Annotated in this window: 17 protein-coding genes; all 17 read right to left on the reverse strand. The window is 44.9% G+C overall.

Going from position 1 to position 17,061, the window contains the following annotated elements; all coding sequences use genetic code 11:
- Positions 1-53 precede the first annotated feature (53 nt).
- The 17 genes from alaS to kdsA all read right to left on the reverse strand — a co-directional run bounded on the left by alaS (position 54) and on the right by kdsA (position 17,057).
- Positions 54-2,663, reverse strand: a complete 2,610-nt coding sequence (gene alaS, locus MXE28_RS01875) for an alanine--tRNA ligase (RefSeq protein WP_156704179.1) — start codon at positions 2,661-2,663, stop codon at positions 54-56.
- Between the two features lie 80 nt (positions 2,664-2,743).
- Positions 2,744-3,550, reverse strand: a complete 807-nt coding sequence (locus MXE28_RS01880; protein WP_156704181.1) for a metal ABC transporter permease — start codon at positions 3,548-3,550, stop codon at positions 2,744-2,746.
- Position 3,551: 1 nt separating this feature from the next.
- On the reverse strand, positions 3,552-4,262 hold the full coding sequence (locus MXE28_RS01885) for a metal ABC transporter ATP-binding protein (RefSeq protein ID WP_021840907.1): 711 nt from the start codon (positions 4,260-4,262) through the stop codon (positions 3,552-3,554).
- Between the two features lie 111 nt (positions 4,263-4,373).
- Positions 4,374-5,315 carry an NlpC/P60 family protein gene (locus MXE28_RS01890; protein ID WP_021840906.1) on the reverse strand — a complete coding sequence of 314 codons (942 nt, stop codon included), beginning with the start codon at positions 5,313-5,315 and terminating at the stop codon, positions 4,374-4,376.
- 203 nt (positions 5,316-5,518) lie between these two features.
- Positions 5,519-6,493, reverse strand: coding sequence for a glycosyltransferase family 2 protein (locus tag MXE28_RS01895; protein ID WP_021840905.1), 975 nt, complete (start codon positions 6,491-6,493; stop codon positions 5,519-5,521).
- Between the two features lie 167 nt (positions 6,494-6,660).
- Positions 6,661-7,257, reverse strand: coding sequence for a signal peptidase I (gene lepB, locus MXE28_RS01900; protein WP_127058468.1), 597 nt, complete (start codon positions 7,255-7,257; stop codon positions 6,661-6,663).
- 142 nt (positions 7,258-7,399) lie between these two features.
- Positions 7,400-8,209, reverse strand: coding sequence for a YitT family protein (locus MXE28_RS01905; protein ID WP_156704221.1), 810 nt, complete (start codon positions 8,207-8,209; stop codon positions 7,400-7,402).
- Between the two features lie 66 nt (positions 8,210-8,275).
- On the reverse strand, positions 8,276-8,749 hold the full coding sequence (locus MXE28_RS01910) for a hypothetical protein (RefSeq protein WP_156704183.1): 474 nt from the start codon (positions 8,747-8,749) through the stop codon (positions 8,276-8,278).
- 398 nt (positions 8,750-9,147) lie between these two features.
- Positions 9,148-10,344, reverse strand: a complete 1,197-nt coding sequence (locus MXE28_RS01915; RefSeq protein WP_156704185.1) for a DUF3084 domain-containing protein — start codon at positions 10,342-10,344, stop codon at positions 9,148-9,150.
- Between the two features lie 313 nt (positions 10,345-10,657).
- Positions 10,658-11,749 carry an LptF/LptG family permease gene (locus MXE28_RS01920; RefSeq protein ID WP_127058465.1) on the reverse strand — a complete coding sequence of 364 codons (1,092 nt, stop codon included), beginning with the start codon at positions 11,747-11,749 and terminating at the stop codon, positions 10,658-10,660.
- Between the two features lie 19 nt (positions 11,750-11,768).
- Complete coding sequence (gene lptB, locus MXE28_RS01925) at positions 11,769-12,488, reverse strand: LPS export ABC transporter ATP-binding protein (protein ID WP_021840899.1); 720 nt, start codon at positions 12,486-12,488, stop codon at positions 11,769-11,771.
- Between the two features lie 12 nt (positions 12,489-12,500).
- Positions 12,501-13,214: an LptA/OstA family protein gene (locus MXE28_RS01930; protein WP_021840898.1), complete on the reverse strand. Its 714-nt coding sequence runs from the start codon at positions 13,212-13,214 to the stop codon at positions 12,501-12,503.
- Between the two features lie 16 nt (positions 13,215-13,230).
- Positions 13,231-13,770, reverse strand: a complete 540-nt coding sequence (gene lptC, locus MXE28_RS01935) for an LPS export ABC transporter periplasmic protein LptC (protein WP_021840897.1) — start codon at positions 13,768-13,770, stop codon at positions 13,231-13,233.
- A complete protein-coding gene (locus MXE28_RS01940; RefSeq protein ID WP_156704189.1) occupies positions 13,757-14,692 on the reverse strand; it encodes a lysophospholipid acyltransferase family protein in 936 nt (311 codons plus the stop codon). Before MXE28_RS01940 ends, lptC begins: the two co-directional genes overlap by 14 nt.
- Before the next feature lie 20 nt (positions 14,693-14,712).
- Complete coding sequence (locus MXE28_RS01945; protein ID WP_021840895.1) at positions 14,713-15,234, reverse strand: HAD-IIIA family hydrolase; 522 nt, start codon at positions 15,232-15,234, stop codon at positions 14,713-14,715.
- Positions 15,234-16,205: a KpsF/GutQ family sugar-phosphate isomerase gene (locus MXE28_RS01950; RefSeq protein WP_021840894.1), complete on the reverse strand. Its 972-nt coding sequence runs from the start codon at positions 16,203-16,205 to the stop codon at positions 15,234-15,236. The genes MXE28_RS01945 and MXE28_RS01950 overlap by 1 nt, the downstream gene beginning before the upstream one ends.
- Positions 16,206-16,238: 33 nt before the next feature.
- Positions 16,239-17,057: a 3-deoxy-8-phosphooctulonate synthase gene (gene kdsA / locus MXE28_RS01955; RefSeq protein ID WP_021840893.1), complete on the reverse strand. Its 819-nt coding sequence runs from the start codon at positions 17,055-17,057 to the stop codon at positions 16,239-16,241.
- Positions 17,058-17,061: the final 4 nt, after the last annotated feature.

Consider the following 17,061-nt stretch of genomic DNA (forward strand, 5'->3'; position numbering starts at 1 on the left):
GGCTTAACCGATTGGCTAAGCCCTCACCGACAGACTATTAATCTGGCATACTTCTATTTTACCATAGAAAGGATAGTTTCTTTACCTTTTTCTAAAGCATTTTGTAAGGCACTTGGATTTTTACCGCCCGCTTGTGCCATATCAGGGCGTCCGCCGCCGTTACCGCCGGCTGCCTGAGCCGTTGCTTTAACGATGTTACCGGCGTGGAACCCGGCTTTAACGGCATCTTTGGTAGCCATGCAGACAAAGTTAACTTTGTCGTCACCAGCCATCCCCAATAAAACGATACCGGAACCGATTTTATCGCGAACCATATCGGCCGTGCTGCGAAGTTCATCCATATCGGCTGCTTTTACATCGGCTACTACGGCTTTGAATTCACCGGCATCAAAAGCGGTGTTCAATACCGCATCAAGACCGCCGGACATCAATTCTTTACGAGCTGCTGCCAATTCGTGTTCCAATTGCTTCGTTTCTTCCACGAGCTGCTGTGCACGGGCTACGATATCTTCCGGTTTCGTTTTAAGAAGCGTTGCCACTTCGCGAAGTTCAGCCTGTTCTTTTTGAGCTAACTGCAACGCTGCTTCGCCGGTTACCGCTTCGATACGACGTACACCGGAGCCGATACCGCCTTCCGACAAGATACGGAATGTGCCGATTACAGCGGTGTTCACAACATGGGAACCACCGCAGAGTTCGATACTGAAATCAGGTACGGTAACTACGCGTACGCGGTCACCATATTTTTCACCGAAGAGTGCCATAGCGCCTAATTTTTTAGCTTCGTCCATGGACATTTCTTGGATGTTCAAGCTCACGGCTTTTAAGATTTCACCGTTTACCAAATCAGTAATTTGTTGCAATTCTTCAGCTGTTACCGGAGAGAAATGAGTAAAGTCAAAGCGCAAACGATCCGGCATAACTAAGGAACCGGCCTGATTTACGTGATTGCCCAATACTTGTTTCAAAGCGGCATGCAATAAATGGGTAGCCGTGTGGTTACGAGCCATGGCAAGGCGACGAGTGGTGTCCACTTCGAACTGAACCGTATCGCCTACCTGCAAATTACCTTCCACAATGGTACCTACATGGTAGGTTGTGCCTTCCGGTAATTTCTTGGTCGTATGAACTTCCATTTTACCCATAGGGCCTACGATAAAGCCTGTATCGCCTAACTGACCGCCCCCTTCAGCGTGGAACGGCGTAGTGCGTACGATGAGAGTGACTTCCATGCCGTCCGACGCACTGTCAAGGCGAGTAGCGCCTTCACCAAGCATAAGGACTTCAGAGGAAGTAGCGGATTCATCATCGGTCAACTTTTCATCGCGAAGGAAGGTAATGTCCGGAGTAGCCACTTTGGCATCTACGTCTTCACGAGCCGCACGGGCACGAGCACGCTGTTCCGCCATAGCACTTTCAAAACCGGCCATATCGATGGTAAGGCCTGCTTCGCCGGCAATTTCTTCCGTAAGTTCCCAAGGGAATCCGTACGTATCATATAATTTGAATACTTCGGCACCGGGAACTTCCGTAGCTTTAGCTTCTTTTAATTCGTTAATCAAAGCACCGAGCATATCGAGGCCTTGTGCCAAAGTCTGGTTGAAACGATCTTCTTCATTGGCTACAACGCGTTTGATGAAGTCGTGTTTTTCAATAAGACCCGGTACGCCGGAGCCTAAAATGTCGATAACCACGTCCACCAAATCGGTCAAGAAACGACCTTCGATACCGAGTAAACGACCGTGACGTACGGCACGGCGCAAAATACGGCGCAATACATAACCGCGACCTTCATTGGACGGTAAAACGCCGTCGCTGATGAGTACGGTAATGGCGCGCGCATGGTCGCCGATAACTTTGAGGGATACGTCCGTATTGGCGTCGGTGTGATAGGTTACCTTAGCCATTTCAGCCGCTTTTTCAATGATTGGGAAAATTAAATCCGTTTCAAAGTTGCTTTCTTTATTCTGTAATACGGATGCCAAACGTTCGAGACCGGCACCGGTATCAATATTTTTCTTTTCAAGCGGTACATATTCACCGTCAGCGGTACGGTTAAATTGAGTGAACACGAGGTTCCAAATTTCAAGATAACGATCGCAATCACAGCCCGGTGCACAATCCGGTTCACCGCAACCGCGAGATTCGCCGAGGTCGTAGAAAATTTCGCTGTCCGGACCGCAAGGACCTTCCCCGATTTCCCAGAAGTTATCTTCCAAGCGGGTAATGTGGTCTTCCGGCATACCTACTTCTTTATGCCAAATATCGTAAGCTTCCTGATCATCAGGATATACGGTTACATATAAACGATTTTTGTCGAGTTTAATAACTTCGGTCAAAAATTCCCAAGCCCAATGAATGGCGTCTTTTTTGAAATAATCGCCGAACGAGAAGTTGCCGAGCATTTCAAAAAAAGTATGATGACGCGCCGTGCGGCCTACGTTTTCAATATCGCCGGTACGAATACATTTCTGGCATGTGGTGACACGCGTACGAGGCGGTACCAATTTACCCGTAAAGAACGGTTTTAACGGTGCCATGCCGGCGCCGATTAATAACAACGAAGGATCGTTTTCCGGAATTAAGGAAAAACTGTCTAAGATTAAATGTTGTTTGCTTTCAAAAAATTTTAAATAAGCCTGACGCAGCTCATTACCCTTCATGAGTTTCAGCCTCCTAAATAAATATGAATTCTCTTTATTATAAGCCTTATTGTCTATGTTTGTCTATTTTTTAGTTATGCCTATTTTCGGTCGCGCGCCACCGTAACGGCAAAAGTTAAGGCGTAGCCCAGAATTGCCACCAGCACGATGGTCCCGCCCGGTGCCAAATCATATTCAAAAGCCCCCAAAAGTCCAAGGCTGACGCTGGCTAATGAATAAATTTCACTGATTATGAGCGTTTGGCCAAAACCACGACGCCATAAATGGGCAGCCGCTACCGGTACAATCATGAGTGCCCCGATAAGCAAAATCCCGACAATGGTCATCCCCATAACCACTACTAAGGCGGTCAAAATAGCGAAGAGCATATTGATGCGCCCAACGGCAATCCCCGCAGTCACGGCAATCTGTTCGTCAAAAGCGGTAAATAATAATTTCGAATACATAAAATATACGGTCAGAGCCACAACGACGGCCACCCCGGCAATTGTCATAATATCCGTATCCGTTACGGTCAAAATACTGCCGAACAGAAAGTTCAAAAGGCCCGTACTCGGCATTTTAGTCATAGTCGCAAAGATTACGGCCAAGGCCAAGCCGGTGTAAAAGAATAAGGCCAAAATCATGTCGGTATATTGGTTCTGACGACGGCGCACCAACTCAATACCGATAGCCGTAAGCACTGTTAATATAGCGGCGCCCAAAGGCGGATAAATGGATAATAACGAAGCCCCTGTAACGCCCGCAAAGGCTACGTGGCCGAGCCCTTCACTTAAGAGCGATTGTCGTTTAATAACGATAAAGGTGCCGATTAAAGGACACATTAAGGCTACAATTAAACCGGCCATAAAGGCTCGTTGCATAAATTCATAGGTAAATATATCCACGTTAACCTCCTATATGCCATGCGAGCGGCGTATTCTTATGGCTTTTCAAAAATCCTTGGCTGTCGCCGTTATAACAAACGTGACGGTCGATACAAATTACCTGGTCAGCTTCCTTACAGGCATCCTCAATATCATGGGTAACCATAATAATCGTCATACCCTTGTCACATAAACTGCGCAAGAGCTGAAAAATATGAGCACTCACTTGAAAATCAATACCGCTGGTCGGTTCATCCAAAAGCAAGTATTTCGGATTTCGCGCCAAGGCCTGAGCAATCATGACGCGCTGCTGTTGGCCACCGCTCAAATCACCGATGCGGCGATGGGTAAATTCAGCCATCCCCACTTGAGCCAAGGCTTCATGAGCTTTGGCCTTCCGTTCCGCGCGGCCCATACCGCGAATACGTAAACCCAACTCCACAATTTCACCGCAAGTAGCCGGAAACTGAGCGGCATTTTTGTTATAAATCTGCGGCACCAAATGAAGGAGACCTTTTTGTTGTGCCTCGCTTACCGAATAACCGTCAATCGTAATTTGACCGCTTGCCGGTTTTAAAAGCCCCGCAATGAGGCGTAAAAAGGTTGTCTTCCCCGCCCCGTTAGGACCTACGATAACCGTAAAATCCCCTTCCGGAATCGTCAGCGACACTTCACTGATTACTGTGTCCTGCTCATAATTAAACTGTACCTTAGCGACAGTAATTTCTCCCATCCGCAAAACCTCACTTTATAGGCTAAAAGAGGAGGCATGGGCCTCCTCTTCAAAATATCTTAATTTGACATAATGCAATATTTCGCATTCACATAATGTAATGTTGTTCATTTACATTACGCGTTTGGCACCGATATAACGCTCGCCCCAATAACTGTCATTAACACTGGCTATGGCTACGCCACTACTGGAAGTGGCACTGATAAATTTACCGTCGCCGATATAAATCCCCGAATGGGATACGCCCTCTTCATAGGTTTGGAAAAACACTAAATCACCGGGCTGCAAATTATGCTTCCCGATTTTCTGGCCTACCAAATATTGTTCATCCGCACTGCGCGGCAAATCAATCCCTGATTTGGCAAATACATAGCGCACATAGCCGGAGCAGTCAAAGCCCTGCGGGGTAGCGCCGCCGAATACATACGGCACACCGCGATAACGTTCCGCTTCAGTAATAATTTCACTGATAGACTTTGATACTTTACCGGTTTTAGTAAAAATAAAGTCCGGAGCGATTGGATCGAGAATACCGTTTGTCGGTGTCTTTGACTTTATCGTAGCGGTATTTTTCTTGGCTACCGCTTGTACTTTCGCATCGCCGTTTTTATTTGACTTGTTATTTTTTACCTTAGTCTTTTTAGTCGTTTTGGCAGCCGTTGTATCGGTTGCTGCTGCAGTCTTTTTCTGAACCGTAGCTTTACGACCGGCCGCCATTTCAGCGGCAATCTTATCATCAGACATACGGCCCAAACCGGCTACCACATGTTCATCAAGCTCTTTACCCATTAATTTCTTATAAGTAACAGCATCTAAAACACCGTTCACCGGTAAATTGTTATCTTTTTGATATAGGCGTACTGCCCATTTGGTATTGGCATCATACTCGCCATTGAGTCGTGCATTATATCCGGCTGCAATCAACTTCTTCTGAATAGCCGAAATGTCGCCGCCTTTAGCGCCATACGTATACCCGGCCGCACTGACAAATTGCGTGCTGACCATTAACATTACTGCCGCTGTGATGGCGACTTTTCTTTTAATTGATTTCATAGTACTATCCTCAAACTAGTCTCTGAGTACCCATACTTCAACAGGTTCTCCTTACGTCAAAACTGTCTTCTTATAATTATACCACAAATAGTTTGCAGATGACTATTAACTAGCCTTAGACAGCTATATTATTTACTCATTACACTTCGCTTAGGCGTATTATCAGCTTCATTTTACTGTATTATACGCTTCCACTTACTGTATTATAAACCTCGTTTTGGTGCATTATTATGCCCTTGCGATTGATTGGCTTCGTCAATATTATAACCGCCGCGTATCCAATATAACGGTCGGTGCTTAACTTCTTCAAACACACGTCCCACATATTCACCGATAATACCGATACCGACGAGTTGCACACCACCTAAGAAGAAAATAGCAACGCCCAAAGTAGCCCAGCCGCTCACAGCGGAGTCGGTGAAGAAATGCACATATAGAATATGCAAAATCATGAGCAAGCTCAATAAGCCGCAAATCAGACCGATATAAAAAGCGGCCCTTAGCGGTACTTTTGAGAAAGCCGCAATGCCGTCCAAGGCAAAGTGCAACATTTTGCGCACACTGAACTTGGATTTGCCGGCAAAACGCGGTGGCGCCACAAAGTGGATTTCCGCTTGATTATAACCGATAGCACCAACGATGCCACGCAAAAAGCGACCGTGCTCACGGAAACGCAGCAAGGTATCCAAGGCGCGACGATTCATCAAACGGAAATCGGAGCCCCCTTCTACGATTGGCACATTGGCCATTATGTTCATTAATTTGTAATAATATTTTGATGTGAAAGATTTAGCCCAGCCCGCATCTTCCGTGGAATCACGAATGGTGCGCACTACATCGTGGCCTTCTTCCCAAAGTCGAACTAATTCCGGAATCAATTCCGGCGGATGCTGCATATCACCATCCATAGTAATGACCGCATCACCGGTGGAATAATCAAGTCCGCAGGTCAGCGCCAATTGATGGCCGAAATTACGGGCCAACAACAACACCTTAACATCTTTATCCTCAGCCGCAATATGGCTGAGCATAGTCGCCGAATCATCGGACGAACCATCATCGACGAAGATAATTTCCTGGTCGTAAGGTAGCGTGTTCAGCACTTTTTTGACCGAGCTGTAGAATTTTTTTATATTTGCCTCTTCATTATATACGGGCACTACTACTGACAATAACATAGGCCGCCTCCGTTTCCTTAATTGCGACTTTATTTTACTAAATTTCAAGGCCCTTGGCAAATAAACAAAGTTTAAAATAAAAAGTTGAACCCCGCCGAAGCAGAGTTCAACTGACTTTCTGCAAAATCTGTTATGTAATCGACTCCACGTTAAACTTTCAATTCAAATTAAAAGCTTAAATCATATACCACATGACCGATTACATTTTTAATAGGCACAGGGCCGATAAAGCGGCTGTCGCTGGAATGATTGCGATTATCCCCCATTACGAAGACATGACCTTCCGGTACAACGACCGGTGCCGTTTGGCTATATTGCATAGTCGGTTCTTTCGTATATGGTTCTTCCAATTCCTTGCCATTGCGCCATACATGGCCATCTTTAAACTCTAACGTATCGCCCGGCAAGCCAATCACACGTTTTACCCAAGCATCATGGCGTTCCGCATCTTTACTGAAAATAGAAACGTAGTTCGATACAACATCAGCCACATCATCTTTCCAGGTACGATCACGATTAACACGGCTGTCGATGATAACAATATCGCCGTATTGCGGCATATTGCCTTGAATATGATCTAATTTAGATACAACCAGAAAATCACCGTTATGCAGTGTATCTTCCATGGATTCACCAGATACACGAGTAATCTGCCCCAAGAACAAATGAACTACAATCGCAATAGCGAGGGCAATAATAATCGCATATAACCACTCACCGATTTCATGTATAATCTGTTTTCCAATTGACTTTTCTTCTGCCATACAACCTTCCGGCTTCGTTACAACACCCTACTGTCAAGCCATATTGCTTAAAACTGTCAACCTCTATGTTGAAAGTTTCTTACCAAGACTCAACCATTGTTGCTAAAACCGGACTCCTTTCTTCAAAGAACCGTGCTGCTATTTAGTGAATCGTCTTCTTCCCGAACTGACCGCCAAATACATCATGCACGTCAGAAATAGTAATAAACGCATTTTCGTCATTTTCATATACCACGTCTTTCAACTTGGTGATTTCCAAACGCGTCACTACTGAGTATAGCACTTTTTTCGGTTGTTTTGAATAGCCACCTTCACCAAAAAGAACGGTTACGCCACGACCGAGTCGTTTCGTAAGCACTTCACTGATTTCATCCGGATAATCCGTAATAATCATAACGCCCTTGGATTCTTCAAGACCGGTGATGGTAATATCAATCATCTTATACGCAATAAAGTACGCAATAAGGGAATACATAGCACTGTTCCAGCTATATACGAAGCCTGCTGCCCCCAAAATGAATAAGTTTAAAAACATAACGATTTCGCCAACGGAGAAGCTGCTCTTTTTGTCAAAAATAATAGCCACAATTTCACTGCCATCCAAAGAACCGCCGTTACGAATAATCATGCCAACACCCAGACCAAGGATAATCCCGCCAAAAATCGAAGCCAGGAACGGGTCGATGGTCACCGGTGGTACATCATGCATGAATACGGAAAAAACAGAAATGCACATTACCGAGAATAAGGTGGCAATGGTAAAACTGCGCCCGATAAGGCGATAGCCTATATAAAGGAACGGTAAATTAAGAATAACTACGAAAACACTGAAAGATATGCCCGTAAGTTCCGTTGCCATCAAAGAAATACCGACTACACCACCGTCGATGATGCTGTTCGGTACGAGAAATACATCCAAACCGAAGGTATAAATCAAAGACCCTACAATCATCCAAAAGTAACGAATTGCATGATCCTTCCATGTTAATTTTTGTGAACGTTTAGCTGCTGCCATTGTCTATCCCCTTTCTTTCTTGCCCAAAATATATTGTTCACCGATTATCCACGCCGTAAAATCATCAACCGGCACCGGTGGATACAGCATGCCTTTCGGCACCAATCGTTTCAAACCGGTAGGCGGATGAAACTCAAAATAACGTTTACGCGCCACTTCCGTAGTATGTGCTTCTTCAGCGAGTGCTACCGGTAAATCTTGTGTTTTGCCTAAGGTTTCCAATATGTGAAATACAAATTTATGATTCGTCCCATTACCGCAAATTAATTCATTAATCGCTTTAAACTGTGTAAGAACGGATGTGAGTGATGTTTCAAGCTCCGCAGTCGGAACAATTGCTTTATATACCAATGTAGCGGTTGCTTTCGTCATGACCGCAACGCCACTTTTCTCGCGTCCCGGATCCACCGCCAACAGTAAAGGCGCCTTGGCGTCTACATTAGCCGCTTTATACAAAGCATCTGTGTCTAATTGCATCCCCAGCCTCCTTTACTATACTCGTGCCAACTATTTGGCACAACCATCGAACATATCCCTACCCTATTACCTAAAAATTTTCACAAAAAATGCTGTCGGTAGCTAAGCTATCGGCAGCATTCTATCTGTTCCGGCATAGTAATCAAATCGATACCTCAGTTTATAAGCAATACTCAGCCTACATGCCCTACAAACATAGCTGCAACAGGTGAATTTACAATTTGCTTTTCAAACGAATCTTTTCGATATGTTTTATTATACCATATAAGTAACAAGGCTTAGTTACTAAATCTTATATAACCTATGCTTTTTTCACATAATTAAAATCATTGAATCTCAAATTACCGCAATTTAATCGTCATGACTATTTCATCGATATTAAATCATCACGCTAAAACTTACGATCCAGAAGTATTGGTGCGCACCGGATCAAGGCGCAATTCAATCTGAACCGGACCGGTCGTATAAGTATCTTCATTTACAATAGCTCTGATGCGAACAGGACCACTCAAGCGGCTCAATTGACGAATGGTATCAAATAATTCATCACCCGGTAAAGAGCCTACGTCGCCGGAAATCGGATCCGGCAAAATGCCTTTAGACTTTGCCTGGGCATTCACGTCTTTTAAGAAAGATAATACGGCAAACTGCGCATTGTCGCCCCCTTCAACTTCAGCGGACCAAATTACATCGCCCTTATCGTATATTTTCTGATACGGATACGCATGAATTTCAGCCAAAGCGGCTTCGCCGTAAATAATATTGGCCGCTGCGGTCACGCGAATCGTCATCGGTTCCGTAGCGCTGGCCACCTGTTTAGCTACTTCTTCCAAATTGTTGCGACTTACATAAATAACGGCACGGTTTTCATCAATTCCGAGACGGCGTAAAATCAAACCGTTGGTGTCATTCAAAATGCTCGTAATCGCCTTGGCGCTTTCATCTTCGGTTAAGCCCGGACGAACCAAGGCCCCACTTAATACTTCACCGACACGGAAAAGCACGGTGCCTTCACGAACATGGGTAATCCCTTCTTCCAACCGTTTCGTAGTTACCCGTAAATCTTCAATATGTTGTTCCAATTCGGTTCTGGTATTTTCCAATGTTTGAATATCTTTGGCCGATTGAGCCAAGCGTGCATCAGCCTGACGGTACGCTTCTTGAACGGAAACAAGCTCTTCACTCATAGCATTACGAGCAGCGCGAGCTTCCTCCAATTCCTCCTGTGTTGCTTGCACATCTTTACGCATCGTATTTAAAGCGACAGTCTTTTCGCTTAATTCTTTTTTGCCCGCTTCCAACTCTTGATTCTTAGCCGCTACATCGCTATTCAACTGATCCATTTCAGCTCGCAACTGCTCCATACCAAAAAGAGCGATACGAACATTTTCCGACGCAATGGCCAGCACCCCTAAGGTAAAGGCGGAAATTAAAATCCCCGTAACAATTGTCATAATAATGGATGTATGTTTTGGCCTGAGGCCAAAAATGGACATACGTCGCTTACCGATTTTAGTACCTAATTTATCGCCAATGAAAGCAATGGCGCCGCCCATGATAGCAATAATTAAAATAATATTTAAACCGACCAACATGTCGAGCGCACTCCTTTCCTCTTATAATCAAATTTACCAATTTATCACTAAAACATTTATGCGAGAGACTTATAATAAACCTTTATGCCAAGGCGCGAGGTTTTTTATCGTCTTATTAACTCTGCTAATTGAAAACTGAAATATATAGTTTCCGTTTCTATTGTACTCTATTTTCAAGAAAAGAAAAAGTAAACTTCATGAAAAAAATGACCTTGGCAAAACAAATACCAAGGTCATTATATCTATATCCAACATTTTATTGGAAAACTTTCTGAATCTATTGTAATAGATGCCTTCTGTTTTCGTTTTTCTTTTATTTAGATACTTTCCAGTTCAACCACAAACCGGCGATAATCCCCAAAGTATCAGGGATAGCAGCCGCTACAAGCGGTGGCAGCGCTCCCCCTTTACCAAGCGCACCGGTAAAGGTCATTACCCCGTAATACACGAAGATAATGATGACGCTGAGACCAAACCCGATGGACGAGCTGGAACGCTGTTTTTGAAGGCCCAACGGCGCCCCTACCAAGGCAAATACGAAGCTGGCAATAGGAATGGTAAAACGTTGATACATTTCCATTTCCCACTTGGTAGCCGTTACATAGCTCGCATTTAAGGCCTTAATTTGTTGACGCAGTTCTTTAATCGTCATTTCGTCAGGATCGCGTTGTTCCTGTGAAATCTGGTCCGGATCTTTAGCGATTGGCAATATCTGGTCTTTAAATCGCATCGTACGTTCTACACCATTGCCGTCGGCCGCCAAGTCATAGATAACACCGTTGTGCATTACCCAATACGTACCGTTCCAGGTTGCCGTATCGGCATGTTCAATCTGGGTTACTTCGCCATTGGTAAAAAGCTGAGCCGTAACACCGTTAATGAGTTTGGTTGTCGAATCATAACGCTTCGCATACATGAGGGTACTGATATTGTCCCCTTCCATAGTTTTCAAAACAATATGCTCCTGAGCCGGCGGCTCCGCCTGCTTCTTAATTTCATTACGAATAATGTTTTGATACGCATGGTTAGCGGCCGGTACTACATATTCATTGAACGCAATAGCGCCGATAGAAATGAAGAATGCCGCAATATACACCGGCATGGCCAAGCGCAAGAAACTCATGCCGCCGGCACGCATTACGATAATCTCACTGGTACCGCTCAAACGGCCAAAAGCCAACAGCGATGCCAAAAGTACGGCCATCGGGAATGTAAGTACCACAATGCTCGGCAAGGCTAAAATAAAGGCCCTGGTTACCGACCATAAGGACGCCCCGTATTCCGTAATATATTGAGCGATACGGAATAAAGTACCGGTCCCTACGAAAATACTGGTAAAGGCAAAAATACCGAAAAGAAAGGGGCCTATAAAACTTTTTAAAATATATTTATCTAATATTCGCATGTTTGTATATCACCAGCCCCTACATATTAAAACTATCGCCTAAATAATGCTTACGAGCCACCGGACTGTTGGCCACTTCATCAGCGGAACCTTCCAAGAGGATTTTACCATTGCTCAAAATATAAGCACGGTCAACGATACCTAAAGTTTCACGCACATTATGGTCCGTAATTAAGACGCCGATACCGCGTGCTTTTAGATGGCGAATGATAGATTGAATGTCGGCTACGGCAATAGGATCGACCCCGGCAAACGGTTCATCCAACAAAATAAACCGCGGTGCCAAGGCGATACAACGGGCAATTTCCACACGGCGTCGTTCACCCCCGGATAATTGCATCCCCGTGCGTTGGCGCACATGTTCAATATGGAATTCCTGCAATAACGCTTCTACCGTTTCCTCAATCTCCGCCTTCGATTTAGTCGTTGTTTCCAACATGGCGCGGATATTGTCTTCCACGGAGAGTGACCGAAATACAGAAGCTTCCTGCGGCAAGTAACCGATGCCCTGATCGGCTCTTTTATACATAGGCATTCTGGTAATGTCTTTCTCACCGATAGTAATTGTACCGCTATTTGGTTTTTCAATGCCAACAATCATGTAGAAGGTGGTTGTCTTACCGGCCCCGTTAGGCCCCAATAAGCCCACCACTTCGCCTTCTTCGACACGAACACTGACACCATCTACAACATTGCGCCCTTTATATGTTTTTACTAAATCTCGGGTTTCAATAAACATTCAAGTTACTCCTTACTGCTGCGGCGTGATGATCAACGTACTACGTCCACCTACAGTTTGTACCGAATTATCTTTCATTTCTAATTTTAATTCCGGCGCATTAAGCACATTACCGTTTTGTACGGCGTGAGCATTACCGGTTAAATACGCTACCCCATCATCCTGACCGGGCGTCTGGGTGTACACGGCATTATCTGCACTGGCATCCAAATTGTGCTTAGCACTGTGCAAGGTTACATTTCCTTGTGCAGTGGCACGAATTTCATTGAGCCATCCTTGTACATAATCACCGGTCAATACGGCATCATCCATAACGAGTTTAGCATTGCCGCGGGATGTACCGTATTCCGTTTTAGTATTGTATGTTACGGTATCACCGAAAACTTGTTTATTTTCTTTTTGCAAACGAACATTACCGGTTGCCTGAAGCTGTTCATTATTGGTACTGTGAAGCGTCTGCGCGGATAAGGATGTATCCGAACCAATCATGCTGACACCGCCGGACAAATCAGCTTCCTGTGTTTTTGTATTATACCAGCCGGTTTTACCGGTCATCGTCTTGTCTTCATTGATAATTACCACATTGCCATTGGCTCTGGCAATACCGCTGTTACCGTCATATTCCAAGGTATCGGCGGTAATGGACAAATTGGACTGAGCCGCCCAAACCGGTACCGCAAGGCCTGCCACAAGTGCAGTAACCGCCATTATTTTTGACAATTTCATCTGTCAAATCCTCCCATCACTTCTTAACTAATTTAGCATGACCCTTGGCCATGACTTTATTCAATACCGTATCGGCTTCCAATTGATCACCGGTCACTACAGCATCGCTGTTAGAGAATGTAAACGGTGTTTCAGAAGTCAATTTCTTCGTTTTATTATCAAAGGAAATAGATTCGGTAGTAAGTTCCACATCGGCACCATTAGTACCCTTTACACCACCGGCCAATTGCATTTTATTATGGTCCCCCGACATGTAACCGCGCGGTGCCGTTACAACGAGTGTTTTATCACCATCATAAAATGTTCCCTTCATATTTGTCAGGTAAATCTCCTTAGTCTTCGGATTCACTTTAATCTGTTCCGCCGAAACGGACCAAGCAGTTTTACCGTTTTGTTCTTCTGTGATGGTCGATCCGTCAAATGTCACTAGATTCCCCGTCGGTTGCGTCGGATCCGTTTTCGTTTCCGCCTCACCGCTTAGTAATATCCAGATAAACACCCCTACCAGTGCAAGTACGATGGCTATGACTAAAATCGTCTTCTTATTTTTTAGCATGAACTGCGTCCCTCACCTTCAGTTTTGCCTCAATATCCACTATTTCATTTAGTTTAGTATTCCAACGATGCTGGAACCATAACCATTCGGTAGGATGCTGTCTGATAAAATCTTCCGTAACCCGTACGGTGGCTTCCGTCAAGCGGTAAATATCTTCTTCTTCATTCCCCGTATCTTCATAGTAAAGCGGCGGCAGTATTTCCACTACATGGCCTACCCCATCCGGCTTACGGTGCGTAAATACAGGTACTACGGGGGCTTTAAATTTCTGGGCAAAGGTTGCCGGACCTGTTACAGCCGATGATTCCTGTCCCAAAAATTCAACCGGTAATCCCTGAATATAACCATCCTGGTCCGCCAAGAAACCTAAGAGTTTCTTTTGTTTCATCGCTTTTACGGCACGAATCATTTCGGAACCGCCGCGAGCAAATACTTCAAGCCCTACCATTTCACGATATTCATTAAGCAATCGTGTAACTTGTGCATTTGGCTGTTTCTTAACAATGGTTGTGGACGGATAACCGCTGGCAGCCAACGCTGCGCCCATCCATTCCCAGTTGCCTACATGGGCCGTCAAAATAACAACGCCTCGTTTCTCGGCCAATGCTTTATCTAAATATTCCATACCGTGCATTTCTACATGCTCGGCAATAAATTCCTTCGTTAAGTTTGGCATATATAAAATTTCCAGTGCGGAACGGCCCAAATTCTTAAATAATTCACAGAGAATTTGTTCCGCTTCTTTTTCTGAAACATTCATGCCCTTCATGACATTATAAATGCCACGTTTAATTTGTTTTTTAGCAAACAGCGAGTATAAAGGGCCTAAGCCTGCCCCTATACAAAGTATCGTGCGATACGACAACTTACAAGTCAATGCGCTTAAGCCTTTTAACAGTTTATATTGCCATTCATTTGACATACCGTACGTACCTCCTTTCGCTATTGACCTTGACTATATATTTCATTCTTATAATCTTCAACCAATTCGTCCCAACGACCTGATTCTTTAAAAATATGCTCAATGGCTTCACGAATGGCCCCATGACCGCCCGCTTTAGAAGCCGTAAACTTAGCAATCGCTTTTACTTCCGCTACACCGTTAGCCGGTGCCATGGGATACCCTACCGTGGTAAGAGCTCCCAAATCATTTAAATCATCGCCCATATAGGCCATTTCAGCCGTAGAGATACCTAACCCTTCGGCCAGTTCTTTAATGGCCGCCGTCTTATTATGGCAGGCCATACGAACAAAATCGAACTTTAATTCTTCAGTGCGGCGCTCTACCATCTTGGAGTAGCGCCCCGTAATAACGGCCAACTTCAAGCCGCCGCGACGGGCTAAGGCAAGGCCCAGTCCGTCCTGTGCATTGAACACTTTTATTTCATCACCGGTGGCGGTATAAATGATACCGCCTTCGGTCATGACGCCGTCCACATCTAAGATCAAACAGCGCACTTTCATTATACAATACCTCGACGCAATAAGTCTGTAATATGTACAATTCCCAAACATTCTTTCTTATCATTAACTACCGGCAACACCGTGATTGGGCGCGGTTGATTTTTTTCCATCAAATGGAGTGCTTCGGCAGCCAGTTTATCTTTCGTAATCGTGCGCGGCATGGCCGTCATCATGTCTTCTACGGGCCATTCCAAGAAATTACTGCCCGCATCGAGACCACGTCGAATGTCGCCGTCCGTAACGAGACCGATTAAGTGACCTTCTTCATCGACCACATTGGTAGCGCCAAGACCTTTTTCCGTCATTACGAATAAAGCATCGCGCACACTGGCCCCTTTATGAACCACCGGATTATCTTCACCGCTGTGCATAATATTTTCAACCGTTAAGAGTAATTTGCGTCCCAAAGATCCGCCCGGATGGAAAATGGCAAAGTTTTCCGGTGTAAATTTATGACGATCCAACAAACATACCGCCAAGGCGTCGCCTAAAGCGAGGGCTACCGTCGTACTGGTAGTCGGTGCCAACCCCAAAGGGCAAGCTTCTTTTTCTACTTCAACCAACAATACGATATCCGAATTCTTGGCTAAGGTCGAATTATGTTTCCCTACTACACTGATTAACTTCGCCCCGATACGACGTAATGAAGGCAATAAACTAATCACTTCACCGGTTTCACCGCTATTGGAAAAGGCCAGCACGATGTCTTCCGACGTAACCATACCAAGGTCTCCGTGCACACCTTCACCGGGATGTAAAAATAACGCCGGCGTGCCCGTAGAGGCCAAAGTAGCCGCTACTTTACGGGCAATGTGACCGGATTTACCCATACCCGTACAAACCACGCGACCATGGGAATTTAAAATCATATTCACCGCATCGATGAAATTACCGTCTAAAGTTGTGATTAATTTTTCAATGGCTTGAGCTTCTTCATGAAGCACTTGAGCCGCTTGCTCCAAAACGTTCATGGATGTTCCATCCCCTCTATTCGTATTCTTCAATTAGCCTTTAACAATTTTGTCAATGGCTACTAAATCACGTAACATTGCTTCCAAATCGTCCAAACGAACCATGTTAGGGCCATCGGACAAAGCCTCTTCCGGATTATCATGAACTTCCATGAAGAAACCGTCAACGCCGGCGCCGGCAGCGGCTCTCGCCAAGTTAGGCACGAACTCACGCTGACCGGAGGAACTGGTGCCCGCACCGCCCGGTAACTGCACGCTGTGCGTAGCATCGAAAACTACCGGATAACCGAAGCTGCGCATGATTGGGAAGGAGCGCATATCCACTACCAAGTTATTGTAACCAAAGCTGGCACCGCGTTCCGTTAAGAACAAGTTAGGATTACCTGCTTCTTCTACTTTTTTAACAACATTGCTCATATCCTTAGGCGCCAAGAACTGACCTTTTTTGATGCTGATAGCTTTACCGGTTTTAGCCGCGCCGTATACGAGATCGGTCTGACGGCATAAGAACGCCGGAATCTGCAATACGTCGAGTACTTCAGCGGCCGGTTCAATCTGTTCAATGGAATGGATATCGCTGATAACCGGAACCTGTAATTCTTTTTTAATATGAGCTAAAATTTTAAGACCTTCTACAAGACCGGGTCCGCGGAAAGAATTAAAGCTGGAACGATTGGCTTTATCGAAGGAAGCCTTAAAGATATAAGGAATGCCTACGCGTTCACAGATTTCTTTGGCACGACGACCAATATTGAGCGTGCGTTCCGGATCTTCAATTACACAAGGACCGGCCATTAGGAAAAGACCTTTACCACCACCAAGGGTTAAGTTGCCTACTTTAACTTCTTTCATGAAT

This window comes from Veillonella sp. KGMB01456, from assembly GCF_023051165.1.
GTDB lineage: Bacteria > Bacillota > Negativicutes > Veillonellales > Veillonellaceae > Veillonella_A.

What these genes read in the sequence shown, in the direction of transcription:
- MXE28_RS01915 (WP_156704185.1), bottom strand. Translation starts at nt 10,344, where the DNA reads ATGTTGGTCGGTTTAAATATTATTTTAATTATTGCTATCATGGGCGGC.
- alaS (WP_156704179.1), bottom strand. Translation starts at nt 2,663, where the DNA reads ATGAAGGGTAATGAGCTGCGTCAGGCTTATTTAAAATTTTTTGAAAGC.
- MXE28_RS01905 (WP_156704221.1), bottom strand. Translation starts at nt 8,209, where the DNA reads ATGATTGTAGGGTCTTTGATTTATACCTTCGGTTTGGATGTATTTCTC.
- MXE28_RS01885 (WP_021840907.1), bottom strand. Translation starts at nt 4,262, where the DNA reads ATGGGAGAAATTACTGTCGCTAAGGTACAGTTTAATTATGAGCAGGAC.
- kdsA (WP_021840893.1), bottom strand. Translation starts at nt 17,057, where the DNA reads ATGAAAGAAGTTAAAGTAGGCAACTTAACCCTTGGTGGTGGTAAAGGT.
- MXE28_RS01950 (WP_021840894.1), bottom strand. Translation starts at nt 16,205, where the DNA reads ATGAACGTTTTGGAGCAAGCGGCTCAAGTGCTTCATGAAGAAGCTCAA.
- MXE28_RS01945 (WP_021840895.1), bottom strand. Translation starts at nt 15,234, where the DNA reads ATGAAAGTGCGCTGTTTGATCTTAGATGTGGACGGCGTCATGACCGAA.
- lptC (WP_021840897.1), bottom strand. Translation starts at nt 13,770, where the DNA reads ATGCTAAAAAATAAGAAGACGATTTTAGTCATAGCCATCGTACTTGCA.
- lptB (WP_021840899.1), bottom strand. Translation starts at nt 12,488, where the DNA reads ATGTTTATTGAAACCCGAGATTTAGTAAAAACATATAAAGGGCGCAAT.
- MXE28_RS01940 (WP_156704189.1), bottom strand. Translation starts at nt 14,692, where the DNA reads ATGTCAAATGAATGGCAATATAAACTGTTAAAAGGCTTAAGCGCATTG.
- lepB (WP_127058468.1), bottom strand. Translation starts at nt 7,257, where the DNA reads ATGGCAGAAGAAAAGTCAATTGGAAAACAGATTATACATGAAATCGGT.
- MXE28_RS01930 (WP_021840898.1), bottom strand. Translation starts at nt 13,214, where the DNA reads ATGAAATTGTCAAAAATAATGGCGGTTACTGCACTTGTGGCAGGCCTT.
- MXE28_RS01895 (WP_021840905.1), bottom strand. Translation starts at nt 6,493, where the DNA reads ATGTTATTGTCAGTAGTAGTGCCCGTATATAATGAAGAGGCAAATATA.
- MXE28_RS01890 (WP_021840906.1), bottom strand. Translation starts at nt 5,315, where the DNA reads ATGAAATCAATTAAAAGAAAAGTCGCCATCACAGCGGCAGTAATGTTA.
- MXE28_RS01910 (WP_156704183.1), bottom strand. Translation starts at nt 8,749, where the DNA reads ATGCAATTAGACACAGATGCTTTGTATAAAGCGGCTAATGTAGACGCC.
- MXE28_RS01920 (WP_127058465.1), bottom strand. Translation starts at nt 11,749, where the DNA reads ATGCGAATATTAGATAAATATATTTTAAAAAGTTTTATAGGCCCCTTT.